Below are 25,516 nucleotides of genomic sequence, written 5' to 3' on the forward strand. Positions count from 1 at the left end.
TCTGCCTGAGTAAGCCAAAGCGTGTCTGACTGAAAACGACACTCAACACGGGGGCGCGGCCATCGTCACTTTGAAACAGCAGGAACTCACCCACTGGGATTTGAGGTAGATGTTTATCCGTCACGCCGCATCCGTTTTCACCCGGCGTTTACCCGTGAGCAATTGCTGAATCAGCGCCTTTTTTTCTTGTTTTAAGTAGCTAATTTTTTGTTGTTGTACCGCAATCAGGTTATCAACCACAATCAGGACAGAAGCAATTTTTTGTTGTTCATCTAAGCATGGACATAAAAAGGTCAATTTTTCAAAATCCGATTTTGACAATTCTAAAAATGTCGAACCAGACGACTTCCTAACTAACTCTTTAACATTGAAATTAAAAAGATAGTAAAGAAAATCAACAGAAAAATTAGAGTTAGGAACTAGATTCTTAAATCCCTGATTGGTAGTTATTTCTGTTGTAGAAATAGCCATCGAACCAATAGTTGCTCTTGTACAAATAAGTAATGTTCCCTTGGGAAGCTTCTTGGCCGAACTGTTTTTTAAACCTTTTTCTGATATTGTCTTATTTGTACTAAACACATATCGACTCTTCAGGGATGTCACGTCAGTAGGTGTTAACCAGCTAATATTCCCGTTCCAATACTCTTTCTCAGTAGTATCCGGCGTACCTCCGGAAAAAATACTTCCCATTTCACTTACTTTAACTGTACTCCACGCCTGATTGAACCCCTCCAAGCGTTTCTTTCCTGTGAGTAGTTGCTGCATCAGTGCTTTTTTCTGCTGCTGACTATTGCTTAACAGTTTCTCAGTAATTGTGGTTGCCTTATCCCAAGTAGAAAGGATTTTAGCAATTTTCTTTTGTTCTGATAATGGTGGCACTAATGCTTCGACTTTTCTCAACTCTGAAAGAGAAATTTCTTGTAAAGCGGACCCCCCTACTCTGCGCATCAAGTCAGTTCGGAATTTTGTTGAGCGCAGCGCCCATAAAAGAAACTCTGGAACTATTTTACTTTTGTCTGCTGCTATTCTAGCTAATCCTCTAGTGATATTAATGCCAGAAAGACTTTCATCAATAAGATGAGCCAGCCCCACCTCACCACGTAGGGCCAGCACAATATCCCCCTCTTCGAGGATTGTTTTTTTATAAGCCTGATGAATTTCTAATGAGGTCTTGATCATATCATCAAGATTAATGTAATCTTTAGTTAAATCAATAACTCGGAGACAAGGAATACCTTTAGGTAAGTTGTCCCCCGTCTGAACAATTCCATATGAAATTTGCTTACTGCAAATTTCACTTAGCATGAAAATACCCCATCCCTTAGGCACCATATCCTAGTTCCTCCAGATACTTAGCCATTTCTATTTCCAACGTTGCCATCTGTCCTTTAAGTTGCTCGCGCTCGGCACGTACAATCATTAGATCAATTAGCTCTTCGTCTTCAAAGGTATCGACATAACGGGGAATATTCAGATTGTAGTCGTTATCGCGGATCTCTTGCAGGCTGGCAATATGGGCATACTTATCAATATTATCACCATTTCGATAAGCACTAACAATGTCACGAATATTATCACCAGTGAGCTGGTTTTGATTCTTACCCAGTTTAAACTCACGGCTGGCATCGATAAACAACACGTTATCGTCTACTTTCTGCTTTTTAAAGATCAGAATTGCAGCTGGAATACCCGTCCCGTAAAACAGTTTTTCAGGTAACCCAATCACTGCATCAAGCAAATTTTCTTCAATCAGCTTTTGGCGGATCTTACCTTCGCTAGAACCCCGGAACAACACACCATGTGGAACCACTACTCCCATACGCCCCGTTTTCGGCTTCATGGTCTCGATCATATGCAGAATAAAAGCAAAATCACCCTTAGTTTTTGGCGGCAAACCTCGACGAAAACGACCAAATTTATCGTTTTCTACCTCATCATGCCCCCATTTATCCAGCGAGAAAGGCGGGTTAGCGGTAACCACATCAAACAGCATTAGATCGCCATTCTTATCTAACAACTTCGGATTACGAATGGTGTCGCCCCACTCGATTTTGTGGTTATCCTCACCATGCAGGAACATATTCATTTTCGCCAATGACCAGGTTGAACCGATGGCTTCTTGGCCATAGAGTTCATACTGTTTGGAGCCATGATGCTGCACTACCTTACGACCACATTTCATCAGTAAGGACGCAGAACCGCAGGCGGGATCGCAAATAGTATCTCCCGGTCGTGGCTCTAAGAGTTCAGCCATAAGTTCAGACACTTCCGGTGGGGTATAGTACTCACCCGCCTTCTGACCACTGTTTGCAGCAAACTTTCCGATCAGGTATTCATACGCATTACCGATTACGTCCAGCCCGCCCACGCGACTAGGCTTAAGGTTCAGCTCTGGGTTAGCGAACTCCACTAGCAGGTCTTTGAGAATCCCGTTCTTTTGCTTCTCTTCACCTAGTTTATCTGTGTTAAAAGAGATATCTTGGAAAACGCTTTTCCCTGCATCTTTCAGCTTAGTACCATTGGCTTCTTCAATCGCGTGAAGGGCCTCGTCGATACGCTCGCCGTTACCAGGTTCATTACGACGCTCATACAGCGCATAAAAACTGGCCTCTTTTGGCAGAACGAATCGTTCGTTCTTCATCATTTCTTCGATCAGTTCCGGCTCGTCACCATACTCTTTTTTGTATCCATCATAGTGATCCTGCCACACATCAGAAATGTACTTCAGGAACAACATAGTAAGGATGAAGTCTTTATAGGTATCAGGGCTGATAGTGCCACGGAAGATATCGCACATGCCCCATAGCACCCTGTTAATACGGTCTTGATCTATTTTGTTGCTCATAACCTATTTATCCTTAAGTAATTTTTGCAAAATGCCAAGCTCAAGTTGGTGGCGATTATTTTGTAACTTACTGATAAGTTTATCTTCTTCCTGCCAGACTCGTTGAAGCTCAATAAGTTGTCGTTGCGTATGCGCAGATGGAACAGGAATCTCCACATCCAACAATGCTGCTTTAGTAATAAGCTGGATGTTTGTACCACTGCGATTAAACATCTGTTGTGTCATCGGGTGGTTAAGTACCCAACACAGGTATTCAGGAGCTATCTCGCGCTCTTCCCTTCGAAGGGTAACGATCAGAAACTGGCTGGTAGCTACCACTGGGATGTCACTGCTACAGACAACCGCGACGTTCCGGTTCCCCCTGGCGGCAACGACAATTTCACCTTGTCTGAGGAAAGGCGGCTCAACACGTTGCTCCCAACTAATCGCCGGTAAAGCTTCATAATCTCTCTGCCAATCCAGCTCGAGGTCCTTAATTTGTAATATGCGTACATCTCCGTCAGGTACTGGCTCTATCGCCCCTCGAAATGTATAGCCAGACCGGATAGTAGCGACATCACCTAACTTTATTAACGTTGTTGGCATAAAGACCTCGGTTAGGTGCACCATTCCTGATGCACTTGTCGTCAAGTAGGATTCAAGGGCCGGGGGTTTTGAACCCATTCTGGCCCTTTCGTTGATAATCCGTGCTCACTCCTGCCGCTTTAACTCTTGTTACTAAATCACCACCATAACCAGAACATTTTCGCGAATTTGCTCAGCAATTTGGTGAGAGACAATGATCCATGTAAAGTCATGGAGTTAGCATCAGGTCCTGCTTGGCGTGATTCAGTTGTTACGCGAAATGTGATAATCTGCTTTTGCAGATCATAAGAAATTTGATAAACTGCCATATGAACGACCTCCAATCCTAGTTTTAGACGCTTTGGGTTTGAGTCAACGCGACAGGTTGCCTCCTGTCGCACCACTCACATCACTGTCTGTACACTTGATACTGTAGTAAAAGTGAGTTGGTAGAAGCATCATGAAGTAAAAATAGAGTATCGTCAATAGCATTTTATCTACAGTATTCCTTCTACAGACAAGAGATGAACTGTAGTCAGCAATAAAATAGAATAATAAGGTAAGAAAAAACTCCCTATAACAAGCTGTTTTATAAAGATAATTATCTTGCATTTCTGACTTTTCAAATAAAGTAATCTCCTTTCCCAGCTATTGCTGAGGCCCAAAAAATTTTTATGCTTTTTTGTTAAACGAGCCAGCAAATACGTTTTCAGCGCTAGCAAGCCCATCAATGTGATCTCCATACCACTGCATCATCTCCCGTCTTCCCTCTAGATAATGCGCATGGTTGTACGTACCGCGAATCGCATTCTTATCCACATGAGCAAGCTGTGTCTCTATCAAGGCCGAGTGGCTCCTTGTATATATAGAACGATGCATACATTGCAGAAGAAGGCATTGTTGATCACCGTCTAAGCTTTGCATAGTCAAACGGCGTAATCCCCTTCTCCCGGTTCGCATCCAGAAAATCCGCCCACCACTGCAGCATCAGCTTACGTTCGTCAATAAACTCCGCCTTATGGATATAAGCTGCTCGTACTGTGTTGCGTTCCATATGGCTCATCTGCCTTTCCACCGCATCCTTCGACCATAGTCCTGACTCAATTAACGAACTACAGGCCATTGTGCGGAAGCCGTGCCCGCAAACCTCAACCTTAGTATCATATCTCATGACCCGTAGCGCACCGTTTACGGTGTTTTCACTCATTGGCTTACGCGGATCATGATCGCCAATAAAGATCAGCTCATGTTCGCCACAGAACTGTTTTATTTGCTTCAGGATCGCCAGCGCCTGCTTTGAAAGCGGCACCAGATGAGGTGTACGCATTTTTGACCCTCTTTGAGAATGTTTCACGCCGGGAATAGGCTCTCGCACAGGCGGGATCGTCCACATTGACGTTTCGAAATCGATCTCCGACCAGCGAGCAAAACGCAGCTCACTGGAGCGAATAAAGATAAGCAGAGTGAGTTCGGTTGCCCAACGGGTTAGTGGCCTGCCGGTGTAGTCATCTATTTTCTGAAGTAATTCAGGGATGCGCTTTAACTCCAGCGCCGGACGGTGTTGCCGATTACTGGAAGCAACCGCCCCAGCCATCTCTTGCGCCGGGTTGTAATCAATCAACCCGCTTTGCACTGCATAACGCATGATAGCCGTGGTGCGCTGTTGAAGACGGGAAGCCACTTCAAGACGTCCAGATATCTCTACGGCTTTAATTGGAATTAACAGATCACGGGTACCCAGTTCAGCAATGTTGCAAGCACCAATTGCCGGGAAGATATTGTCCTCTAGGCTCTTTTTAACGCGATTAGCATGATCTTCCGACCATTTTTGGTTGGTCACGAGCCACTCTCTGGCAACCTTCTCGAAAGTAATAATCTCTTTCGCCTGCTCTTCTTTCACAGCACGTTTATGCTCACGAGGATCGATACCAGCAGCTACCAACCTTCTGGCCTCTTCTCTTTTCTTCCTGGCATCAGCCAGCGAAACATCCGGGTAAACACCGAATGCCATCAAATGTTGTTTACCACCAAAACGGAAACGAAATCGCCAATACTTAGAGCCGTTAGGTTTTACAAGTAAGAGCATGCCGTCGCCGTCAACAAGTGAATACTCTTTGTCTTCAGGTTTTGCAGAACGAACTTTAGTATCCGTTAGGGCCATAATGGACCTCCTTCCATTGGTATCTCGTGAGTATACAAGCAATATCGAATCGGCAAATATACTCATTAGTATACTCACAAGCTTGTTGATGTGGGTGGACTCAGGTTGACTTCAGTTGGGGAAAAAAGCTGGAAAAGACTTGTGTAGCGCGGAGTTCAGACATAAAAAAAGACCTCAGTTGAGGTCCATTTACATGCTTTTGGTGCCGAAGGCCGGACTCGAACCGGCACGTATTTCTACGGTTGATTTTGAATCAACTGCGTCTACCGATTTCGCCACTCCGGCACGGAAGGGATGCGGAAAACGTTGTGGATTATACCTGTCATGCGCCACCATGCAAGCGTCAGCGTGTGTCTGGCTCGCTAAGTGTTGAAAATTTCAGCATTACCTTTCGGAGCTGCAATCAACATCACGGTTTAGCCCCCGCAATAACCTCCTTAAGCCCCCGTTCTGCGAAGCGTCCCGTTTCCCCATGCTCTACACTTCCAATTCAACACCACACTGAGGGAAACACGATGTCGATGATAAAAAGCTACGCCGCAAAATCGGCGGGCAGCGAACTCGAACTCTATGAATATGATGCGGGCAAGCTTAAGCCGGAAGATGTCGAGGTACAGGTCGATTACTGCGGTATCTGCCATTCCGATTTGTCGATGATCGACAACGAATGGGGGTTCTCTCAGTATCCGCTGGTTGCCGGGCATGAGGTGATTGGTCGCGTGGCGGCGCTCGGCAGCGCGGCGCAGGATAAGGGTCTGAAAGTTGGCCAGCGCGTCGGCGTTGGCTGGACGGCGCGCAGCTGCGGGCATTGCGACGCCTGTATCAGCGGTAATCAGATTAACTGCCTGCAAGGTTCCGTTCCCACGATTCTCAATCGCGGTGGCTTTGCCGAGAAGCTGCGGGCCGACTGGCAGTGGGTGATCCCGCTGCCGGAAAGCATCGACCTGGCGGCGGCTGGCCCATTGCTGTGCGGCGGTATCACGGTGTTCAAACCGCTACTGATGCACCACATCACTGCCACCAGCCGCGTCGGGGTGATCGGCATCGGCGGCCTGGGGCATATCGCCATTAAACTGTTACACGCGATGGGCTGCGAGGTGACCGCGTTCAGCTCCAATCCGGCGAAAGAGCAGGAGGTACTGGCGATGGGAGCGGATAAGGTGGTCAACAGCCGCGATCCGGATGCGCTAAAAGCGCTGGCGGGCCAGTTCGATCTCATCATTAACACGGTTAACGTCGACCTCGACTGGCAGCCCTATTTTGAAGCGCTGGCTTACGGCGGTAACTTCCATACCGTCGGTGCGGTGCTGAAACCGCTGCCGGTGCCGGCATTTACCTTAATTGCCGGCGATCGTAGCATCTCCGGTTCGGCGACCGGTACGCCCTTCGAGCTGCGTAAACTGATGAAGTTTGCCGGGCGCAGCAAGGTGTCGCCGACTACCGAACTGTACCCGATGTCGCAAATTAACGACGCTATCCAGCACGTGCGCGACGGCAAAGCCCGCTACCGCGTGGTGCTGAAAGCCGACTTCTGATGCAGGGCTCAGTCCCGCAAGGGGCTGGGCCTATTGCCCGCTACGAAACGCAAGCACCGCCTTGCGGCACTGTTCCGTCACATGCTCGATGTCATGGTTCACATCGATGCGGGCAATATCGCGTTCATCTTCCTGCGGACACTCCAGCGCGTCGAACTGGCTTTTTAACAAGCCCACCGGCATAAAATGCCCTGCCCGACGCTGCATACGTGCCAGAATGGTCTCGTAATCACCATCCAGCCACAGAAAATGCACATTCGGGCTGCCCTGCCGCAATATATCGCGGTACTGTTTTTTTAATGATGAGCAGACAATAAATCCGGTCTCATTCTTTTTATATAAACTGTATGAGGCATCATTTAATCGCGCTAACCAGGGAAGCCTGTCCTCATCGGTTAATGGAATACCCTCAGACATTTTATCAATATTTTTGGCTGGATGAAGATCGTCGCCATCAATGAATTTAGCCGATAATACATCGGCAATTTTGCTGCCAATTAAAGATTTACCGCTCCCCGAAACGCCCATCAAAATATAACTTTCCCCGGCCATCAAAAAACTCCAGATTTATATTCCATGAGGCGATACTACGCCTTGCACATTGCAGAATTCACCTTTTTTCGGCACGACCACACAGATTTACAAGGCGCATCACGTTATGCGTAACATTGTAGTGTAACAATTTTCCAGCGTGACTTACTTCACAAATAATAATAATTAAAACCGCTTAAATGCTGTCGAGGTTACTACCTGACCAGTGAGGCATTTATGCAAGTCAAAACCCAATCCTGCGTTGTCGCGGGTAAGAAAACTGTTGCCATTACCGACCAGAATATTGAGTGGAATAATAAAGGGACACTAGTAAAAATTACCCGCGGAGGTATTTGCGGGTCCGATTTACATTATTATCAGGAAGGAAAAGTCGGTAATTTCACTGTTAAAGCGCCGATGATTTTAGGCCATGAAGTTATTGGTAAAGTGGTGCACAGCGACTCCAAAGAATTACATGAAGGTCAGTCAGTGGCGATTAATCCGTCGAAGCCGTGCGGCCACTGTAAATATTGTCTGCAACATGAAGAAAACCAGTGCACGGAAATGCGCTTTTTTGGTAGCGCCATGTATTTTCCCCATGTCGACGGCGGTTTTACCCGGTTTAAAACCGTCGATACCGCGCAGTGTATTCCCTACCCCCAAGAGGCCGATGAAAAAGTCATGGCCTTTGCCGAACCGTTAGCGGTCGCGATCCACGCCGCGCATGAAGCGGGCGACCTGCAGGGCAAGCGCGTGTTTATCTCCGGCGTCGGTCCTATCGGCTGCCTGATCGTCAGCGCGGTAAAAACGCTCGGTGCGGCAGAAATTGTCTGTGCTGATATCAGCCCGCGTTCGCTGTCGCTGGCCCAGCAGATGGGGGCCGACACGCTGATTAACCCGCAGCAGGACTCGCTCGAGGAGTGGAAAAAAGAGAAAGGCTACTTCGACGTTAGCTTCGAAGTCTCCGGTCATCCGTCCTCAATCACCACCTGTCTGGAAGTGACCCGCGCAAAAGGCGTGATGGTGCAGGTCGGCATGGGCGGCGCGGTGCCGGACTTCCCGATGATGATGCTGATCGGCAAAGAGATCGCGCTCAAAGGTTCGTTCCGCTTTGCCACCGAGTTCAACACCGCGGTGTCGTGGCTGGCAAATAACGTTATCGATCCGCTGCCGTTACTCAGCGCCGAATATCCATTTACCGAGCTTGAACAAGCGCTGATCTTCGCCGGGGACAAAACCCAGGCGGCAAAGGTCCAGCTCGTTTTTGCAGAAACAAAATAAGGAATAACATGATGAACGATCTTTTTTCACTGGACGGCAAAAACATTCTGATCACCGGTTCGGCTCAGGGTATTGGTTATTTACTGGCGACCGGCCTGGGTAAATATGGCGCGCAGATTATCGCCAATGATATTACGCCAGAGCGCGCGGAGGCCGCCGTCGCCAAACTGCAGCAGGAAGGGATCCGCGCCGTTGCCGCGCCATTTAATGTTACGCAGAAACAGGACATTGATGCCGCCATCGAGCATATCGAAAAAGACATTGGCCAAATTGATGTGCTGGTGAATAACGCCGGTATCCAGCGCCGCCATCCCTTTACCGAGTTCCCGGAACAGGACTGGAACGATGTGATTGCCGTTAACCAGACGGCGGTGTTCCTGGTCTCGCAGGCGGTCACTCGCCGCATGGTGGAGCGCCAGGCCGGGAAGGTCATCAACATCTGTTCCATGCAGAGCGAACTGGGCCGCGACACCATTACGCCGTACGCTGCCTCCAAAGGCGCGGTAAAAATGCTCACCCGCGGAATGTGCGTTGAGCTGGCGCGCCACAATATCCAGGTCAACGGTATCGCGCCGGGCTACTTCAAAACCGAGATGACCAAAGCGTTGGTCGAGGATGAAGCCTTTACCGCCTGGCTGTGCAAACGTACGCCAGCCGCGCGCTGGGGCGATCCGCAGGAGCTGATTGGCGCGGCGGTATTTCTCTCTTCCAAAGCATCCGATTTTGTAAACGGTCACCTGTTGTTCGTCGATGGCGGCATGCTGGTCGCCGTCTGATACAACACAACGCAACATCACGCAGCGCCCAGGCGCTGCATTTTGGCACCCACCCGAAATCATTCGAGTTGCAGGACAAAATGCCAAAAGCATTTTGAACAGCGCTTGCGCTGGCCCCGAAGGGGCGAGGCCGCAGGTCGAGTAACGCGGCAAGTGAATGAACCCGAATCACTTACTCGAGTAAGTGATTCGGGTGAGTGAGCGCAGCCAACACACCTGCAACTTGAAGTATGACGGGGATATAAGAGAAACGATTATGCCATTAATAATAATTGCGGCAGGCGTCGCGCTGCTTCTGGTCCTGATGATTGGCTTTAAAGTTAACGGCTTTATTGCGCTGGTCCTGGTGGCGGCGGTTGTCGGTTTTGCCGAAGGGATGGATGCTCAGGCCGTTCTGCACTCTATACAAAATGGGATCGGCGGTACGCTCGGCGGGCTGGCGATGATCCTCGGGTTTGGCGCGATGCTCGGCAAGCTGATCTCCGATACCGGCGCAGCCCAGCGCATCGCCACCACGCTGATTGACACGTTCGGTAAGAAACGTGTGCAGTGGGCGCTGGTGATCACCGGTCTCGTCGTCGGTCTGGCGATGTTCTTCGAAGTCGGCTTTGTTCTGCTGCTGCCGCTGGTATTTACGGTGGTGGCCTCTTCCGGTCTGCCGCTGCTGTATGTCGGCGTGCCGATGGTGGCGGCGCTGTCCGTAACCCACTGTTTCCTGCCGCCGCATCCGGGCCCCACCGCGATTGCCACCATTTTCGAGGCCAATCTCGGCACCACCCTGCTGTACGGTTTTATTATTACCATCCCGACGGTAATTGTCGCCGGGCCGCTGTTTTCTAAACTGCTGACCCGCTTTGAGAAAGCGCCGCCGGAAGGGTTATTCAACCCGCATCTGTTCACCGAAGAAGAGATGCCGTCGTTCTGGAACAGTATCTTTGCGGCGGTTATCCCGGTCATACTGATGGCGGTGGCGGCGGTATGTGAAATTACGCTGCCGAAGTCCAACAGCGTGCGTGTATTCTTTGAGTTTATCGGCAACCCTGCGGTCGCCTTGTTTATCGCCATCGTGCTGGCCATTTTTACCCTTGGTCGACGTAACGGACGGACGATCGAGCAAATTATGGATATCATTGGCGACTCTATCGGCGCAATCGCGATGATTGTGTTCATCATTGCCGGCGGCGGTGCGTTTAAGCAGGTACTGGTCGACAGCGGCGTGGGGCAGTATATCTCGCACCTGATGACCGGCACGTCGCTCTCTCCGCTGCTGATGTGCTGGACGGTCGCCGCGTTGCTGCGTATCGCGCTCGGTTCTGCGACCGTGGCGGCGATCACCACCGCAGGCGTGGTGCTGCCGATTATTAACGTTACTCACGCCGACCCGGCGCTGATGGTGCTGGCAACCGGCGCGGGCAGCGTGATTGCCTCCCACGTTAACGATCCGGGATTCTGGCTGTTTAAAGGCTATTTTAATCTCAGCGTTGGGGAAACATTGCGTACCTGGACGGTGATGGAGACGCTGATTTCCATTATGGGTCTGCTGGGCGTACTGGCGCTGAACGCCATCCTGCATTAAGACGGTCATCACCGGGGAGCACAGGTCAGCGCTCCCCGGCACGGGAGAGAAAATGAGGAACCACAGAATTTCTTTGCAAGATATCGCCACACTGGCGGGCGTGACCAAAATGACGGTGAGCCGCTACATTCGCTCGCCGAAAAAGGTCGCAAAGGAAACCGGTGAACGCATTGCGCAGATTATGGAGGAGATTAATTACATCCCCAACCGCGCGCCCGCGATGCTGCTGAATGCGCAAAGCTATACGCTCGGCGTGCTGATCCCCTCGTTTCAAAACCAGCTGTTCGCTGACATTCTGGCCGGTATTGAGTCGGTCACCTCGGACCATAACTATCAGACGCTGATCGCCAACTACAATTATGACCGGGAATCCGAGGAAGAGTCGGTGATCAACCTGCTGTCGTACAATATCGACGGCATTATTCTGTCCGAGAAATATCACACTCTGCGCACGGTTAAATTTCTGCGTTCAGCCAATATTCCGGTGGTCGAGCTGATGGATATTCAGGGTGACCGTCTGGACATGGAGGTGGGCTTTGATAACCGTCAGGCGGCGTTTGATATGGTCAGCACCATGCTGGATAAACGCCCGCGCCGCAAAATCCTCTATCTGGGTTCGAAAGACGACGTCCGCGATGAACAGCGCTATCGCGGTTATTGTGATGCCATGACGCGGCGGTGTCTGTCGCCACTGCGCGTTAATCCGCGTTCTATTTCGTCCATTCATCTCGGCACCCAGATGATGCGGGACGCGCTCGCCGCGCATCCGGATTTAGACGGCGTCTTTTGCACCAACGACGATATTGCGATGGGCGCGCTGCTGCTGTGCCGCGAACGCGAGCTGGCCGTTCCGGAACAGATCTCGATTGCTGGTTTTCACGGACTGGAAATGGGGCGGCAGATGATCCCAAGCCTCGCCAGCGTGATCACCCCGCGTTTCGACATTGGCCGTATGGCGGCGCAGATGTTGCTGAGCAAAATCAAGAACAACGACCATAACCACAACACCGTGGATTTGGGGTATCAGATTTATCACGGCCATACGCTTTAAGATTTTTTATCTCCCTTGCTCATACTTTCTTTCATTCATATTGCCTATACTCCAGGCAGGATAAATGGAGGAAATCTCAATGAGCGCACCCCTGCTAATCGCCCGCACGCCGGACACCGAACTGTTTTTACTCCCAGGCATGGCCAACCGTCACGGGCTGATTACCGGCGCGACCGGGACCGGTAAAACCGTCACGCTACAGAAACTGGCCGAATCGCTGTCTGAGATTGGCGTGCCGGTATTTATGGCCGACGTAAAAGGTGACTTAACCGGCGTAGCGCAGGAAGGACAAGCCTCTGAAAAGCTGCTCGCCCGCCTGAAAAACATCGGCATTACCGACTGGCAACCGCATGCGAATCCGGTCACGGTGTGGGATATCTTCGGCGAAAAAGGCCACCCGGTGCGGGCAACAGTATCTGACCTCGGGCCGCTGCTGCTGGCGCGTCTGCTGAACCTCAACGATGTGCAGTCCGGCGTGCTGGATATTATCTTCCGTATTGCCGATGACCAGGGTCTGTTGCTGCTCGATTTCAAAGATCTGCGGGCCATTACGCAGTACATCGGCGATAACGCTAAATCGTTCCAGAACCAGTACGGCAACATCAGCAGCGCCTCGGTGGGCGCTATCCAGCGCGGACTGCTGTCGCTGGAACAACAGGGAGCGGCGCACTTCTTTGGCGAGCCGATGCTGGATATCAAAGACTGGATGCGCACTGACGCCAGCGGTAAAGGGGTAATCAACATCCTCAGCGCCGAGAAGCTGTACCAGATGCCCAAACTGTACGCCGCCAGCCTGCTGTGGATGCTCTCCGAACTGTATGAACAACTGCCGGAAGCCGGCGATCTGGAGAAGCCAAAACTGGTGTTCTTCTTCGACGAAGCCCATTTGTTGTTCAACGACGCCCCGCAGGTATTGCTGGATAAAATTGAACAGGTGATCCGCCTGATCCGCTCGAAAGGGGTCGGCGTGTGGTTCGTTTCGCAAAACCCGTCCGATATTCCGGACAACGTACTCGGGCAGTTGGGGAACCGCGTGCAACATGCCCTGCGCGCCTTCACGCCGAAAGATCAAAAAGCGGTGAAAACCGCGGCGCAAACTATGCGCGCCAATCCGGCATTTGATACTGAAAAAGCCATTCAGGAGTTGGGTACCGGCGAAGCGCTAATTTCCTTCCTCGATGCCAAAGGTAGCCCCTCAGTGGTGGAACGGGCGATGGTAATTGCGCCGTGCTCGCGCATGGGACCGGTAACCGACGACGAGCGCAACGGGCTGATTAATCACTCCTCATTGTATGGAAAATATGAGGAAGAGGTCGACCGTGAGTCCGCCTATGAGCGTTTACAGCAAGGCGTACAGGCCAGCACCGAGCAGCAAAATACGCCTCCCGCCAACGGGAAAGCGATCGACGTGGATGGCGGTATTCTCGGGGGGTTGAAAGATATTCTGTTTGGCAGCACCGGACCACGCGGCGGTAAGCGCGATGGCGTAGTACAGAGCGTGGCGAAAAGCGCGGCGCGACAGGTCACTAATCAGATAATTCGCGGCATGTTGGGAAGTTTGATGGGCGGCAGAAAACGCTAGCAGTGAAATGCCCCTCCCGCACTACGGGAGGGGCGGATATTACGACTTACGCAGCATCAACCACAGGCTTATCAGGAAGAAGCTGGCGCTAGGCAGCAACGCGCCGATAATCGGCGGAATGCCGTACACCAGCGTTAATGGGCCAAAGATTTGGTCCAGCACATAGAACACAAAACCGAAGCTAATCCCTGTCACCACGCGCACGCCCATCGGGACGCTACGCAGCGGGCCAAAGATAAACGACAGCGCCATCAGCATCATGACCGCCACTGACAGCGGCTGGAAGACTTTGCTCCACATATTGAGCTGGTAACGTCCGGCGTCCTGGCCGCTCGACTTCAGATACTTCACGTAGTTATGCAGACCGCTAATCGAGAGCGCATCAGGATCCAGCGCGACGACGCCGAGCTTGTCCGGCGTAAGGTTAGTTTTCCAGGTCCCGCTCACCATCTGCGAACCAGTGATTTGCTTTGGATCGGTCAGGTTAGATTCATCCACCTGCGACAGACGCCACACCTTCTGCTCCGGGTCAAACGTCGCGCTCGCAGCATAGCGAACGGACTGCAAACGACGCTTATCGTTAAAGGAGTAGATACTAATTCCGCCTAACTCGGCGTCGCCTTTCACCCGCTCGATGTAGACAAAGCTGTCACCATCTTTCGCCCACAGACCCTGCTGCGTAGAGAGCAGCGAGCCACCGTACATCTGCTGGGCACGATAGTTACGCGCCATCTGTTCGCCCTGCGGCGCCACCCATTCACCGATGGCCATCGTCAACAGCACCAGCGGAATCGCGGTTTTCATCACCGACAGCGCCACCTGCATACGGGTAAAGCCGGAAGCCTGCATTACCACCAGTTCACTGCGCTGAGCCAACATGCCCAGCCCCAACAACGCGCCGAGCAGCGCCGCCATCGGGAAGAAAATCTGGATATCTTTTGGTGCGCTGAGTAGGGTATACAGCCCGGCGCCCATCGCATCGTAGCTCCCCTGCCCGGCTTTTTTCAGCTGGTCGACGAACTTGATGATCCCGGAGAGCGACACCAGCATGAACAACGTCATCATGATGGTGGTGAAAATGGTTTTACCGATATAGCGGTCAAGTACACCAAAGGGCTGCATTATACCGCTCCTTTACGCATAAAACGGGCACGCAAGCGGCGCATAGGCACCGTATCCCAGAGGTTAAGTACAATCGCCAGCGCCAGATACGCCAGGTTAACCGTCCACATCCAGAACACCGGATCCAGCTTACCTTTGCCGCCGTTCGACTTCAGGGATGTCTGGACCAGGAAGAACAGCAAATAGAGCAGCATGGCGGGCAGCATCGACAGTACGCGCCCCTGACGCGGGTTCACCACGCTCAGCGGTACGACCATCAGCGCCATCATAAATACGGTGAATACTAACGTGATACGCCAGGTCAGCTCCGCGCGAGCACGATCGTTGTCGGTCGTCCACAGCGTACGCATATCCATCTGGTCGGTATCGTTTGGATCCAGCGCCACAGCCTGATGGCCAATAATCGCCTGATAATCCTGGAAGTCAGTGATGCGGAAATCACGCAGCAGCGCAGTCCCTTCAAAGCGCGTGCCCTGGTTCAGCGTCACGACCTGGGAGCCATCGCGCATCTGGGTAAGATGTCCGGAATCAGCCACCACCACCGAAGGACGGGCATTACCTTTCGGGCGGATTTGCGCGAGGAATACATCTTTGAAGTTGCTGCCGTCAACGCTTTCGATAAACAGCACCGAACCGCCGTTAGTCGCCTGCTGGAATTGCCCCTGAGCAAGCGCAGCCATGCCGGGGTTAGCTTTCGCTTCCGCCAGCACTTCGTCCTGATGCCTGGAGGACCATGGTCCGGCCCACATCACGTTAACCGCCGCAATAATACTGGTAAACAACGCCAGCACCATCGCCGCTTTCACGAGCACAGCCTTGCTCAGCCCACAGGCGTGCATGACCGTAATTTCACTTTCGGTATACAGTTTGCCCAGCGTCATCAGCAGCCCGAGGAACAGGCTTAAGGGCAAGATAAGTTGCGCCATTTCTGGCACGCCCAGCCCCAGCAGCGAGAGCACCAGATTCGCCGGGATATCACCGTCAACCGCCGCACCAAGGATCCTGACTAACTTTTGACAAAAGAAGATCAAAAGCAGGATGAAAAGGATCGCAAGTTGGCTTTTGAGCGTTTCCCGAACCAGATATCTTATGATTATCACTTTAAATACGCCCGTAAAAACCCGTCTTTTGCCGGAATTTAGCTTGTTTCATGGCTTAAACGTCATTTATTCTCTTGAGTCGTCGAAATCGTCGCTAAGATCATTATACTCAACGGATCCACCTCTCAGAAATTGTTCTGACGTGCCAATGCCGTAATAACGTTAAGATTAACACGAAGTCACCGCAACAGCGGGAATGAGTTACGAAAGCTTGCAATTCTATCCGTAGCCACCGCCGTTGTCTTTAAGATTCAGGAGCGTAGTGCATGGAGTTCAGTGTAAAAAGCGGTAGCCCGGAGAAACAGCGGAGTGCCTGCATCGTTGTGGGCGTCTTTGAACCACGCCGCCTCTCTCCGATTGCAGAGCAGCTCGACAAGATCAGCGACGGGTACATCAGCGCACTGCTGCGTCGTGGCGAACTGGAAGGCAAACCGGGTCAAACCCTGTTGCTGCACCATGTTCCTAATGTCCTGTCTGAGCGAATTCTCCTCATCGGTTGTGGTAAAGAGCGTGAGCTTGATGAACGTCAGTATAAGCAGGTCATTCAGAAAACTATAAATACCCTGAATGATACAGGCTCGATGGAAGCCGTCTGTTTCCTGACTGAGCTGCACGTCAAAGGCCGCAATAACTACTGGAAAGTACGTCAGGCCGTTGAGACGGCCCAGGAAACGCTGTACAGCTTTGATCAGTTGAAGACTAACAAAAGCGAACCACGTCGTCCGCTGCGTAAAATGGTCTTCAACGTACCGACCCGCCGCGAACTGACCAGCGGTGAACGTGCCATTCAGCACGGCCTGGCGATTGCCGCCGGGATCAAAGCGGCAAAAGATCTCGGTAATATGCCGCCGAATATCTGTAACGCCGCCTACCTGGCTTCTCAGGCGCGTCAGTTGGCTGACAGCTATAGCAAAAATGTTGTCACTCGCGTCATCGGTGAGCAGCAGATGAAAGAGCTGGGCATGCACTCCTATCTTGCGGTCGGCAATGGTTCGCAAAATGAATCGCTGATGTCGGTGATTGAGTATAAAGGTGTCGAATCCGAAGACGTACGCCCGATCGTGTTGGTGGGTAAAGGGTTAACCTTTGACTCCGGCGGTATCTCCATCAAACCTGCCGAAGGTATGGATGAGATGAAATACGACATGTGCGGCGCGGCAGCGGTTTACGGCGTGATGCGCATGGTGGCGGAGCTACAGTTGCCAATCAACGTCGTCGGCGTACTGGCGGGCTGCGAAAACATGCCGGGCGGCCGCGCGTATCGCCCAGGCGATGTGCTGACGACCATGTCTGGTCAAACCGTTGAAGTACTGAACACCGATGCTGAAGGCCGTCTGGTACTGTGCGACGTGTTAACCTACGTCGAGCGTTTTGAGCCGGAAGCGGTCATTGATGTGGCAACGCTGACCGGCGCGTGCGTGATTGCATTGGGCCATCACATCACCGGCCTGATGTCGAACCACAATCCGCTGGCTCACGAGCTGATCGGTGCTTCCGAGCAGGCGGGCGACCGCGCGTGGCGTCTGCCGTTGGGTGATGAATTCCAGGAACAGCTGGAGTCCAACTTTGCGGATATGGCTAACATCGGCGGCCGTCCTGGCGGTGCTATCACCGCAGGCTGCTTCCTGTCGCGCTTTACCCGTAAATATAACTGGGCGCACCTGGACATCGCGGGTACCGCATGGCGTTCCGGTAAAGCCAAAGGCGCCACCGGTCGTCCGGTAGCGCTGCTGTCGCAGTTCCTGCTCAATCGCGCCGGATTTAACGGCGACGAGTAATGTGTAAATGCCGGATGGCGCTACGTTTATCCGGCCTACAAAGCAGCAAGCTGTAGGCCTGATAAGACGCGCGAGCGTTGCCATCAGGCGATAAGGCCGGGTCACCCGGCCTTGTATTTAAATCCACCACAAGAAGCCCCATATATGAAGAATGCGACGTTCTATCTTCTGGATAATGACACTACCGTTGATGGCTTAAGCGCCGTCGAGCAACTGGTGTGTGAAATTGCCGCAGAACGTTGGCGTGCTGGCAAGCGCGTGCTGATCGCCTGCGAAAACGAAAAGCAGGCCTTTCGCCTTGATGAAGCCCTGTGGGCAAGACCGGCAGAAAGATTCGTGCCGCATAATCTGGCGGGTGAAGGTCCCAGAGGCGGCTCGCCGGTAGAGATTGCCTGGCCGGAAAAACGCAACAGCAGCCCGCGCGACCTGCTGATCAGTTTGCGCGTTGGCTTTGCAGATTTTGCCACCGCTTTCACAGAAGTGATAGACTTCGTCCCTTACGAAGATTCTTTGAAACAATCGGCACGCGATCGCTACAAAGCATACCGCGTGGCTGGTTTTAACCTGAATACGGCAACCTGGAAATAATGGAAAAGACATATAACCCACAAGATATCGAACAGCCGCTTTACGAGCACTGGGAAAAGCAGGGCTATTTCAAACCTAACGGCGATGAAAGCAAAGAGTCCTTCTGCATCATGATCCCGCCGCCGAACGTCACCGGCAGTTTGCATATGGGTCATGCTTTCCAGCAAACCATCATGGACACCATGATCCGCTACCAGCGCATGCAGGGCAAAAACACCCTGTGGCAGGCCGGTACCGACCACGCGGGTATCGCGACCCAGATGGTGGTTGAGCGTAAGATTGCCGCTGAAGAAGGTAAAACTCGTCACGACTACGGTCGCGAAGCGTTTATCGACAAAATCTGGCAGTGGAAAGCGGAATCTGGCGGCACCATTACCCGTCAGATGCGCCGTCTCGGCAACTCCGTTGACTGGGAGCGCGAGCGCTTCACCATGGACGAAGGTCTTTCCAATGCCGTGAAAGAAGTCTTTGTTCGCCTGTACAAAGAAGACCTGATTTACCGTGGCAAACGCCTGGTGAACTGGGACCCGAAACTGCGCACCGCCATCTCTGACCTGGAAGTGGAAAACCGCGAGTCCAAAGGCTCAATGTGGCACATCCGCTATCCGCTGGCCGACGGCGTGAAGACCGCAGACGGTAAAGATTACCTGGTCGTCGCTACCACTCGTCCGGAAACTATTCTCGGGGATACCGGCGTGGCCGTTAACCCGGAAGATCCGCGCTACAAAGATCTGATCGGTAAATTCGTTGTCCTGCCGCTGGTTGACCGCCGTATTCCGATCGTGGGCGACGAACACGCCGACATGGAAAAAGGCACCGGCTGCGTGAAGATCACCCCGGCGCACGACTTTAATGACTACGAAGTCGGGAAACGTCACGGCCTGCCGATGATCAACATTCTGACCTTTGACGGCGACATCCGTGAAACTGCGGAAGTGTACGACACCAAAGGCGAAGAGTCCGACGTTTACTCCAACGCGATTCCGGCTGAATTCCAGAAGCTGGAACGCTTTGCCGCGCGTAAAGCGATCGTCGCAGCCGTTGACGCCCTGGGTCTGCTGGAAGAGATCAAACCGCACGACCTGACCGTTCCTTACGGCGACCGTGGCGGCGTGGTTATCGAACCGATGCTGACCGACCAGTGGTACGTCCGTGCCGACGTGCTGGCGAAACCGGCGGTTGAAGCCGTTGAAAACGGCAGCATTCAGTTCGTGCCGAAGCAGTACGAAAACATGTACTTCTCCTGGATGCGTGATATTCAGGACTGGTGTATCTCTCGTCAGCTGTGGTGGGGTCACCGTATCCCGGCATGGTACGACAACGACGGCAACGTTTATGTAGGCCGTACCGAAGACGAAGTCCGCCAGGAAAACAACCTCGGCGCCGACGTTGCGCTTCGTCAGGACGAAGACGTTCTCGACACCTGGTTCTCCTCCGCGCTGTGGACTTTCTCCACCCTCGGCTGGCCGGAAAACACCGACGCGCTGCGTCAGTTCCACCCAACCAGCGTGATGGTTTCCGGCTTCGACATCATCTTCTTCTGGATTGCCCGCATGATCATGATGACCATGCACTTCATCAAAGATGAAAACGGCAAGCCGCAGGTGCCGTTCCATACCGTCTACATGACCGGTCTGATCCGTGACGACGAAGGCCAGAAGATGTCCAAATCCAAGGGTAACGTCATTGACCCGCTGGATATGGTCGACGGCATCTCCCTGCCGGAACTGCTGGAAAAACGTACCGGCAACATGATGCAGCCGCAGCTGGCTGAGAAGATTGCCAAACGTACCGAGAAGCAGTTCCCGAACGGCATTGAGCCGCACGGCACTGACGCCCTGCGCTTTACCCTGGCCGCGCTGGCCTCGACCGGCCGCGACATCAACTGGGATATGAAGCGCCTGGAAGGTTACCGTAACTTCTGTAACAAGCTGTGGAACGCCAGCCGCTTTGTGCTGATGAACACTGAAGGAAATGATTGCGGCTTCAACGGCGGCGAAATGACCCTGTCGCTGGCAGACCGCTGGATCCTGGCTGAATTCAACCAGACCGTTAAAGCGTACCGCGAAGCGCTGGATAACTTCCGCTTCGATATCGCCGCGGGCATTCTGTACGAATTCACCTGGAACCAGTTCTGTGACTGGTATCTGGAGCTGACCAAACCGGTGATGACCGGAGGTTCCGAGTCTGAACTGCGCGGCACCCGCAATACGCTGGTCACCGTGCTGGAAGGTCTGCTGCGCCTGGCGCACCCGATCATCCCGTTCATCACTGAAACTATCTGGCAGCGCGTGAAGGTCATTTGCGGTATTACCGCCGACACCATCATGCTGCAGCCGTTCCCGGAATATAACGCCGCGCAGGTTGATGAAGCCGCGTTGGCCGATACCGAATGGCTGAAGCAGGCGATCGTCGCCGTACGTAATATCCGTGCGGAAATGAACATCGCGCCGGGCAAACCGCTGGAGCTGCTGCTGCGTGGTTGCAGCGCTGACGCGATGCGTCGTGTGAACGACAACCGTAGCTTCCTGCTGAACCTGGCGCGTCTGGAAAGCATCACCGTGCTGCCTGCCGATGACAAAGGTCCGGTTTCCGTGACCAAAATCATCGACGGCGCCGAACTGCTGATCCCGATGGCTGGCCTCATCAACAAAGAAGATGAGCTGGCGCGTCTGGCGAAAGAAGTGGCGAAAATCGAAGGTGAGATTGCCCGTATCGAAGGCAAACTTTCCAACGAAGGTTTCGTCGCTCGTGCGCCGGAAGCGGTGATCGCCAAAGAGCGTGAGAAGCTGGACGGTTACGCGGAAGCGAAAGCGAAGCTGATTGAGCAGCAGGCGGTTATCGCCGCGCTGTAATCATCGTGCCCGTATATTTGCCGGATGGCGCTGCGCTTATCCGGCCAACGGGCAGCGTCAACGTAGGTCGGATAAGCGTAGCGCATCCGACACCACTGACGAATAAAAAGCCTCTGAGCGTGTGCATCAGAGGCTTTTTATTGAATTATCATCGCTTGCACTTCCCCTCCCCGCAGTGTTATTAACTGCATATGTTCCACGTTTCTGTCATGAGTTCGCTATGAGTGTTACTACCCCTGTCTTTGCGACGCTGCGTCGTCTTACCGCCGACGATAACGCCGCCATCGCCCGCGTTATCCGCCAGGTTTCCGCCGAATACGGGCTTACCGCTGATAAAGGCTATACCGTGGCCGACCCAAATCTGGATGAACTGTTCCAGGTTTACAGCCAGCCGGGCGCAGCCTATTGGGTCGTTGAGCAGAATGGTCAGGTGGTGGGCGGCGGCGGCGTCGCGCCGTTAGGCTGTAGCGAGCCGGACATTTGCGAGCTGCAGAAGATGTATTTCCTGTCGAGCGTACGCGGCCAGGGGCTGGCGAAAAAGCTGGCGTTGATGGCGCTGGATCACGCCCGTGAGCAGGGTTTTAAGCAGTGCTATCTGGAAACGACCGCGTTTCTGACCGAGGCTATTCGCCTGTATGAACATTTAGGCTTTGAGCACATCAGCGAAGCGCTGGGCTGTACCGGGCACGTGGATTGTGAAGTGCGGATGTTAAAGCCCCTCTGACCTTACGCCGAGGGGCCATATTGACCTTACTGCATCTCAGCCGAAAGCATCAGACGAATCACGCCGGCCGAACGCGCGGTCGGCAGCTTCAACACCTGTGACCAGAGATCCTGCACTATCTCACAGGCAATCTTCTCTTTGCCGACAGCTTTAGTCGGATCGGCCATGATTTGAATATCCGGTCCATAGCGCTGTACCAGGCCAGGGCTGATGCTTTGCAGGTCCTGAAGCGCCAGTTGCTTTTCCTCTGCCGTAACCGTATGTTTTTTCGGTCCGTGAGAGGCGTACATCATGCTCATGTCACTCGCCATACGACGATCCATGATCTCACGCGGAACAAGACGTGCCGGGTTAATCCCACCTTTTACCGCCGGAAACAGGAAGCGGAAGCATTCGTCATCACCTATTTTGGCCACGGCGGCGATCTGCTCAAGATTAATTTTCATATATTCAATGACATTGGCATCAGGAGCTTGCTGCAATCGTGCCATTTGCAACTGAAGAATCTGCGGCTGTATCGCGTCGATAACCTGCTGTTCACTGCTCCCTGCTTTTTTCATCTGCGCTGCCTGGCTGATTATTTTTTGCGTCAGCGCAGGCTCCTGTTCCTTAATCACCTGAAACGCCGGATTAGAGAGCATCGCCTTTTCAAATTGCTGCTCTTCGGTCAGACCATAATCCGGGTTTTCACGTGGGATCAGGTAGTGCACATCAAACAGATTCCACGCAATAATCGCCACCACAAAGACCACCGCGCCAGAGATCTTGCCCAGCCACCCTTTTTTACGGAACATGCCAACGACGATGGCAATCACCACCCCGATATAGCCTGCTAACAATACGTGAGCCCAGTTCATTAACCATCCTTATGCAAAACAATCTCAAGTAAGGAGATATATTTCCCCCTTCGTGTATTTTGATTATTACGGCAGCGGCGGGCGATTTCCAGCCACCAGATTTTGCTAGCGGAAAGGGAGAAGAGGTAAAACGCGCGATGATTGAACAGCGCGCGTCACAGAAGGAATCAAGCCGGTATGCCGCTGTGAAAGCGGAACTCGTCGTCAGGAGAGGTAATCAGCGCGGCTTCGACTTCGCCAAAAAACCGCACCCGGTCGCTGATATCGTCAGCAGAAACCTGCTGCGCCAGCGCCAGATAATCCTGATAGTGCCGTGCCTCGGATCGCAGCAGCGACAGGTAAAACGCCTGCAAATCCGCCTCCAGATACGGCGCCAGCGCGGCAAACCGTTCACAGGAACGGGCTTCGATATACGCCCCGCAAATCAGCTTGTCGATCAGCGTCAGCGGCTCGTGGGTGCGAACCTCTTTGAGCATACCTTTGGCGTAACGACTGGCGGTAATTTTGATGTAAGGGATATTGCGGATCGTCATCGCCTCGCGTACCTGCGAGAAGTGATGCAGCTCTTCTTTGATCAGCAACACCATGCTGTCGATAAGCTTTCGTCCCCACGGGTCGTCGGTTTGCGGCATAACGCTTTTGCTTATCTGTTTATTCAGCGCGATAAAATCCGGCTCATCCCCTTCCCTGAAAGCAAAGGCTTCATAGGGTTTTAGCCAGTCCAGCAGCGCCTGCGATCCCTGTTTATCCGCGGCATACTTACGCACCAGCAGCATTGCCGTTTGCGCCGCTTTCAGTTCGCAGACGAGGTGATCGGTCAGTAACAGCGGCAGATTCACCGGGTCTCGCGCTTTATCAAGCCAGGCCTGAGGCGTTTTACATTGCAGGAAGTTGTGGATCGGGGAGAGTATTTGCGGGTAATCCATACGTTGTCCTTGGCCTGCGGCAGCCTGGGCTACCGCAGGTCAGCAGATGACTTAGTGACGCACGCCGTCATCATCTTCGTCGACGAAGTCTTCATCGTCGCCATCTTCGCCTTCTTCGCCGTTCGGGTCTTCAAAATAGGTGCCCCAACCGTCGTATTCCACTTCAAATTTTTCAGCCAGGTTCATCAGTTGCTCAACCTGAGCGTCAATCAGCTCGGCATTCAGGGCGCATTCGCTGAGGATGTCACAACAAATAACCGTGTCGCCTTCTTCGACTTCAAGCTCTTCCGGCTCGGTCACTTCATAACCCAGCTTGAAGGCTTCTACTGCCGCTTTTTCCAGGGTTTCAAAGTCGTCCGCGGAAAGGTGATGCTCGATAGTGTACAGCGCGTCTGGATCGCTGCCATCTTCGAGTAACTCTTCAATAATCAAGCGTGTTTCTTCACGCTGCTCTTCCAGTAGTTCCGGGTTTGCCATGGCTCGTTCCTCATAATGTCCTGCCGATACTCTTATTGTCACATACCGCTGTCATTGCCTCCACCTTTCCAGGAAAGATTTGTTAAACAAGGTTGCAAATGAATAAACATCCATATAAATTGAATTTTAATTCAATAAATGGCTTAGGCCATGTGAGGAAACCATGTCTACGTTTTATCAGAAGCACTTTTTGAAACTGCTTGATTTCACCTCTGCTGAACTCACGTCACTGCTCAAGCTCGCCACGCAGCTCAAGGCAGATAAGAAAAACGGCACCGAGGTCGCTCAACTCACCGGTAAAAATATCGCGCTCATCTTCGAAAAAGACTCGACTCGTACTCGTTGCTCTTTCGAAGTTGCCGCATACGATCAGGGCGCTCGCGTAACGTATCTCGGGCCAAGCGGCAGCCAGATTGGGCATAAAGAGTCGATTAAAGATACCGCCCGCGTACTCGGCCGCATGTACGACGGTATTCAGTATCGGGGTCACGGTCAGGAAGTAGTGGAAACGCTGGCGGAATATGCCGGGGTACCGGTGTGGAATGGATTAACTAACGAGTTTCATCCCACCCAGTTACTGGCGGATTTGTTAACTATGCAGGAACACCTGCCGGGTAAAGCATTTAATGAGATGACGTTAGTCTACACCGGCGATGCCCGTAACAATATGGGCAATTCGATGCTGGAAGCCGCCGCGTTAACCGGGTTAGATCTGCGTCTGGTTGCACCGCAGGCCTGCTGGCCGGATGAGAGTCTGGTGGCAGAATGCAAAGCGCTGGCACAGAAAAACGGTGGCAATATTACGCTGACAGAAGATGTCGCCACGGGCGTAAAAGGTGCGGACTTCATCTACACCGACGTATGGGTGTCAATGGGCGAAGCGAAAGAGAAGTGGGCCGAGCGTATTGCGCTGCTGCGCAAATATCAGGTAAACAGCGCGATGATGGCGCTCACCGGCAATCCGCAGGTTAAATTTCTGCACTGCCTGCCCGCGTTCCATGACGATCAAACCACGCTTGGCAAACAAATGGCGCAACAGTACGGTTTGCACGGCGGGATGGAAGTGACCGACGACGTCTTTGAGTCACCCGCCAGCATCGTATTTGATCAGGCGGAAAACCGGATGCACACCATTAAAGCGGTAATGGTGGCGACATTAGCGAAGTGAGGGCATGAATGAAAAGAAT

The 25,516-nt window shown here is 52.5% G+C and carries 23 protein-coding genes, 1 tRNA gene and 2 pseudogenes; 12 read left to right on the plus strand and 14 right to left on the minus strand.

Annotated elements, in window-relative coordinates; genetic code table 11:
* Nucleotides 1–2 precede the first annotated feature (2 nt).
* The 7 genes and pseudogenes from M4I31_RS24135 to M4I31_RS20745 form a co-directional block, all read right to left on the minus strand.
* Nucleotides 3–124, minus strand: a pseudogene (locus M4I31_RS24135) (hydroxyacid dehydrogenase); the annotation flags it as partial.
* Nucleotides 121–1,305 (minus strand): restriction endonuclease subunit S, encoded by a 1,185-nt coding sequence (locus M4I31_RS20720; protein ID WP_233618156.1) that lies wholly within the window; start codon nucleotides 1,303–1,305, stop codon nucleotides 121–123. The gene M4I31_RS20720 and the pseudogene M4I31_RS24135, both read right to left, overlap by 4 nt.
* Before the next feature lie 16 nt (nucleotides 1,306–1,321).
* A complete protein-coding gene (locus M4I31_RS20725; protein WP_200005802.1) occupies nucleotides 1,322–2,845 on the minus strand; it encodes a type I restriction-modification system subunit M in 1,524 nt (507 codons plus the stop codon).
* Between the two features lie 3 nt (nucleotides 2,846–2,848).
* Nucleotides 2,849–3,430, minus strand: a complete 582-nt coding sequence (locus M4I31_RS20730; protein WP_200005803.1) for a restriction endonuclease subunit S — start codon at nucleotides 3,428–3,430, stop codon at nucleotides 2,849–2,851.
* A gap of 651 nt (nucleotides 3,431–4,081) precedes the next feature.
* A pseudogene (locus tag M4I31_RS20735) lies at nucleotides 4,082–4,255 on the minus strand (integrase); the annotation flags it as partial.
* Nucleotides 4,256–4,313: 58 nt separating this feature from the next.
* Complete coding sequence (locus tag M4I31_RS20740) at nucleotides 4,314–5,570, minus strand: integrase arm-type DNA-binding domain-containing protein (RefSeq protein WP_200005804.1); 1,257 nt, start codon at nucleotides 5,568–5,570, stop codon at nucleotides 4,314–4,316.
* A 200-nt stretch (nucleotides 5,571–5,770) separates the two neighbouring features.
* A tRNA-Leu gene (locus tag M4I31_RS20745) sits at nucleotides 5,771–5,855 on the minus strand.
* 230 nt (nucleotides 5,856–6,085) lie between these two features.
* Here M4I31_RS20745 and M4I31_RS20750 point away from each other — a divergent pair.
* On the plus strand, nucleotides 6,086–7,105 hold the full coding sequence (locus tag M4I31_RS20750; RefSeq protein ID WP_085048399.1) for an NAD(P)-dependent alcohol dehydrogenase: 1,020 nt from the start codon (nucleotides 6,086–6,088) through the stop codon (nucleotides 7,103–7,105).
* A gap of 30 nt (nucleotides 7,106–7,135) precedes the next feature.
* Here the strand turns inward: M4I31_RS20750 and idnK are convergent, their stop codons facing one another.
* The gene (gene idnK, locus M4I31_RS20755) at nucleotides 7,136–7,657 is read right to left on the minus strand and encodes a gluconokinase (RefSeq protein WP_085048400.1); all 522 of its coding nucleotides are present in this window, start codon (nucleotides 7,655–7,657) and stop codon (nucleotides 7,136–7,138) included.
* A gap of 216 nt (nucleotides 7,658–7,873) precedes the next feature.
* Between idnK and idnD the strand changes: the two genes are divergently transcribed.
* The 5 genes from idnD to M4I31_RS20780 all read left to right on the plus strand — a co-directional run bounded on the left by idnD (nucleotide 7,874) and on the right by M4I31_RS20780 (nucleotide 13,902).
* Nucleotides 7,874–8,917 carry an L-idonate 5-dehydrogenase gene (gene idnD / locus M4I31_RS20760; protein WP_085048401.1) on the plus strand — a complete coding sequence of 348 codons (1,044 nt, stop codon included), beginning with the start codon at nucleotides 7,874–7,876 and terminating at the stop codon, nucleotides 8,915–8,917.
* An 11-nt stretch (nucleotides 8,918–8,928) separates the two neighbouring features.
* Nucleotides 8,929–9,693: a gluconate 5-dehydrogenase gene (idnO, locus tag M4I31_RS20765; RefSeq protein WP_085048402.1), complete on the plus strand. Its 765-nt coding sequence runs from the start codon at nucleotides 8,929–8,931 to the stop codon at nucleotides 9,691–9,693.
* A gap of 256 nt (nucleotides 9,694–9,949) precedes the next feature.
* Nucleotides 9,950–11,269: a gnt-II system L-idonate transporter gene (gene idnT / locus M4I31_RS20770; RefSeq protein ID WP_038636794.1), complete on the plus strand. Its 1,320-nt coding sequence runs from the start codon at nucleotides 9,950–9,952 to the stop codon at nucleotides 11,267–11,269.
* Nucleotides 11,270–11,321: 52 nt separating this feature from the next.
* The gene (locus M4I31_RS20775) at nucleotides 11,322–12,320 is read left to right on the plus strand and encodes a LacI family DNA-binding transcriptional regulator (RefSeq protein WP_085048403.1); all 999 of its coding nucleotides are present in this window, start codon (nucleotides 11,322–11,324) and stop codon (nucleotides 12,318–12,320) included.
* 79 nt (nucleotides 12,321–12,399) lie between these two features.
* The gene (locus M4I31_RS20780) at nucleotides 12,400–13,902 is read left to right on the plus strand and encodes a helicase HerA-like C-terminal domain-containing protein (RefSeq protein WP_085048488.1); all 1,503 of its coding nucleotides are present in this window, start codon (nucleotides 12,400–12,402) and stop codon (nucleotides 13,900–13,902) included.
* 39 nt (nucleotides 13,903–13,941) lie between these two features.
* Here the strand turns inward: M4I31_RS20780 and lptG are convergent, their stop codons facing one another.
* The 3 genes from lptG to M4I31_RS20795 form a co-directional block, all read right to left on the minus strand.
* Nucleotides 13,942–15,024, minus strand: a complete 1,083-nt coding sequence (lptG, locus tag M4I31_RS20785; protein ID WP_038636788.1) for an LPS export ABC transporter permease LptG — start codon at nucleotides 15,022–15,024, stop codon at nucleotides 13,942–13,944.
* Nucleotides 15,024–16,124, minus strand: coding sequence for an LPS export ABC transporter permease LptF (gene lptF, locus M4I31_RS20790; protein WP_038636786.1), 1,101 nt, complete (start codon nucleotides 16,122–16,124; stop codon nucleotides 15,024–15,026). The genes lptG and lptF overlap by 1 nt, the downstream gene beginning before the upstream one ends.
* 62 nt (nucleotides 16,125–16,186) lie before the next feature.
* Nucleotides 16,187–16,237, minus strand: a complete 51-nt coding sequence (locus tag M4I31_RS20795) for a hypothetical protein (RefSeq protein WP_212723231.1) — start codon at nucleotides 16,235–16,237, stop codon at nucleotides 16,187–16,189.
* 153 nt (nucleotides 16,238–16,390) lie between these two features.
* Between M4I31_RS20795 and pepA the strand changes: the two genes are divergently transcribed.
* The 4 genes from pepA to M4I31_RS20815 all read left to right on the plus strand — a co-directional run bounded on the left by pepA (nucleotide 16,391) and on the right by M4I31_RS20815 (nucleotide 22,069).
* On the plus strand, nucleotides 16,391–17,902 hold the full coding sequence (gene pepA / locus M4I31_RS20800; protein WP_038636783.1) for a leucyl aminopeptidase: 1,512 nt from the start codon (nucleotides 16,391–16,393) through the stop codon (nucleotides 17,900–17,902).
* Between the two features lie 144 nt (nucleotides 17,903–18,046).
* Nucleotides 18,047–18,490, plus strand: a complete 444-nt coding sequence (gene holC, locus M4I31_RS20805; RefSeq protein ID WP_085048404.1) for a DNA polymerase III subunit chi — start codon at nucleotides 18,047–18,049, stop codon at nucleotides 18,488–18,490.
* A complete protein-coding gene (locus M4I31_RS20810) occupies nucleotides 18,490–21,345 on the plus strand; it encodes a valine--tRNA ligase (protein ID WP_085048405.1) in 2,856 nt (951 codons plus the stop codon). Before holC ends, M4I31_RS20810 begins: the two co-directional genes overlap by 1 nt.
* Before the next feature lie 220 nt (nucleotides 21,346–21,565).
* Complete coding sequence (locus M4I31_RS20815) at nucleotides 21,566–22,069, plus strand: GNAT family N-acetyltransferase (RefSeq protein WP_038636772.1); 504 nt, start codon at nucleotides 21,566–21,568, stop codon at nucleotides 22,067–22,069.
* Between the two features lie 26 nt (nucleotides 22,070–22,095).
* Here M4I31_RS20815 and M4I31_RS20820 read toward each other — a convergent pair whose 3' ends face one another.
* The 3 genes from M4I31_RS20820 to rraB all read right to left on the minus strand — a co-directional run bounded on the left by M4I31_RS20820 (nucleotide 22,096) and on the right by rraB (nucleotide 24,329).
* On the minus strand, nucleotides 22,096–22,926 hold the full coding sequence (locus M4I31_RS20820) for a hypothetical protein (RefSeq protein ID WP_038636769.1): 831 nt from the start codon (nucleotides 22,924–22,926) through the stop codon (nucleotides 22,096–22,098).
* Nucleotides 22,927–23,093: 167 nt separating this feature from the next.
* Nucleotides 23,094–23,852, minus strand: coding sequence for a tRNA isopentenyl-2-thiomethyl-A-37 hydroxylase MiaE (gene miaE / locus M4I31_RS20825; RefSeq protein WP_085048406.1), 759 nt, complete (start codon nucleotides 23,850–23,852; stop codon nucleotides 23,094–23,096).
* Nucleotides 23,853–23,903: 51 nt separating this feature from the next.
* The gene (rraB, locus tag M4I31_RS20830; protein WP_005134179.1) at nucleotides 23,904–24,329 is read right to left on the minus strand and encodes a ribonuclease E inhibitor RraB; all 426 of its coding nucleotides are present in this window, start codon (nucleotides 24,327–24,329) and stop codon (nucleotides 23,904–23,906) included.
* Between the two features lie 98 nt (nucleotides 24,330–24,427).
* Between rraB and M4I31_RS24140 the strand changes: the two genes are divergently transcribed.
* On the plus strand, nucleotides 24,428–24,523 hold the full coding sequence (locus tag M4I31_RS24140) for a hypothetical protein (RefSeq protein ID WP_371924008.1): 96 nt from the start codon (nucleotides 24,428–24,430) through the stop codon (nucleotides 24,521–24,523).
* The gene (argF, locus tag M4I31_RS20835; protein ID WP_085048407.1) at nucleotides 24,493–25,497 is read left to right on the plus strand and encodes an ornithine carbamoyltransferase; all 1,005 of its coding nucleotides are present in this window, start codon (nucleotides 24,493–24,495) and stop codon (nucleotides 25,495–25,497) included. Before M4I31_RS24140 ends, argF begins: the two co-directional genes overlap by 31 nt.
* The last annotated feature ends 19 nt before the right edge of the window (nucleotides 25,498–25,516 follow it).

It is taken from the genome of Citrobacter sp. XT1-2-2 (genome assembly GCF_023516235.1).
GTDB classification, from domain to species: domain Bacteria; phylum Pseudomonadota; class Gammaproteobacteria; order Enterobacterales; family Enterobacteriaceae; genus Citrobacter; species Citrobacter werkmanii.

What these genes read in the sequence shown, in the direction of transcription:
- M4I31_RS20720 (WP_233618156.1), bottom strand. Translation starts at nt 1,305, where the DNA reads ATGCTAAGTGAAATTTGCAGTAAGCAAATTTCATATGGAATTGTTCAG.
- M4I31_RS20725 (WP_200005802.1), bottom strand. Translation starts at nt 2,845, where the DNA reads ATGAGCAACAAAATAGATCAAGACCGTATTAACAGGGTGCTATGGGGC.
- M4I31_RS20730 (WP_200005803.1), bottom strand. Translation starts at nt 3,430, where the DNA reads ATGCCAACAACGTTAATAAAGTTAGGTGATGTCGCTACTATCCGGTCT.
- M4I31_RS20740 (WP_200005804.1), bottom strand. Translation starts at nt 5,570, where the DNA reads ATGGCCCTAACGGATACTAAAGTTCGTTCTGCAAAACCTGAAGACAAA.
- M4I31_RS20750 (WP_085048399.1), top strand. Translation starts at nt 6,086, where the DNA reads ATGTCGATGATAAAAAGCTACGCCGCAAAATCGGCGGGCAGCGAACTC.
- idnK (WP_085048400.1), bottom strand. Translation starts at nt 7,657, where the DNA reads ATGGCCGGGGAAAGTTATATTTTGATGGGCGTTTCGGGGAGCGGTAAA.
- idnD (WP_085048401.1), top strand. Translation starts at nt 7,874, where the DNA reads ATGCAAGTCAAAACCCAATCCTGCGTTGTCGCGGGTAAGAAAACTGTT.
- idnO (WP_085048402.1), top strand. Translation starts at nt 8,929, where the DNA reads ATGAACGATCTTTTTTCACTGGACGGCAAAAACATTCTGATCACCGGT.
- idnT (WP_038636794.1), top strand. Translation starts at nt 9,950, where the DNA reads ATGCCATTAATAATAATTGCGGCAGGCGTCGCGCTGCTTCTGGTCCTG.
- M4I31_RS20775 (WP_085048403.1), top strand. Translation starts at nt 11,322, where the DNA reads ATGAGGAACCACAGAATTTCTTTGCAAGATATCGCCACACTGGCGGGC.
- M4I31_RS20780 (WP_085048488.1), top strand. Translation starts at nt 12,400, where the DNA reads ATGAGCGCACCCCTGCTAATCGCCCGCACGCCGGACACCGAACTGTTT.
- lptG (WP_038636788.1), bottom strand. Translation starts at nt 15,024, where the DNA reads ATGCAGCCCTTTGGTGTACTTGACCGCTATATCGGTAAAACCATTTTC.
- pepA (WP_038636783.1), top strand. Translation starts at nt 16,391, where the DNA reads ATGGAGTTCAGTGTAAAAAGCGGTAGCCCGGAGAAACAGCGGAGTGCC.
- holC (WP_085048404.1), top strand. Translation starts at nt 18,047, where the DNA reads ATGAAGAATGCGACGTTCTATCTTCTGGATAATGACACTACCGTTGAT.
- M4I31_RS20810 (WP_085048405.1), top strand. Translation starts at nt 18,490, where the DNA reads ATGGAAAAGACATATAACCCACAAGATATCGAACAGCCGCTTTACGAG.
- M4I31_RS20815 (WP_038636772.1), top strand. Translation starts at nt 21,566, where the DNA reads ATGAGTGTTACTACCCCTGTCTTTGCGACGCTGCGTCGTCTTACCGCC.
- M4I31_RS20820 (WP_038636769.1), bottom strand. Translation starts at nt 22,926, where the DNA reads ATGAACTGGGCTCACGTATTGTTAGCAGGCTATATCGGGGTGGTGATT.
- miaE (WP_085048406.1), bottom strand. Translation starts at nt 23,852, where the DNA reads ATGGATTACCCGCAAATACTCTCCCCGATCCACAACTTCCTGCAATGT.
- rraB (WP_005134179.1), bottom strand. Translation starts at nt 24,329, where the DNA reads ATGGCAAACCCGGAACTACTGGAAGAGCAGCGTGAAGAAACACGCTTG.
- M4I31_RS24140 (WP_371924008.1), top strand. Translation starts at nt 24,428, where the DNA reads ATGAATAAACATCCATATAAATTGAATTTTAATTCAATAAATGGCTTA.
- argF (WP_085048407.1), top strand. Translation starts at nt 24,493, where the DNA reads ATGTCTACGTTTTATCAGAAGCACTTTTTGAAACTGCTTGATTTCACC.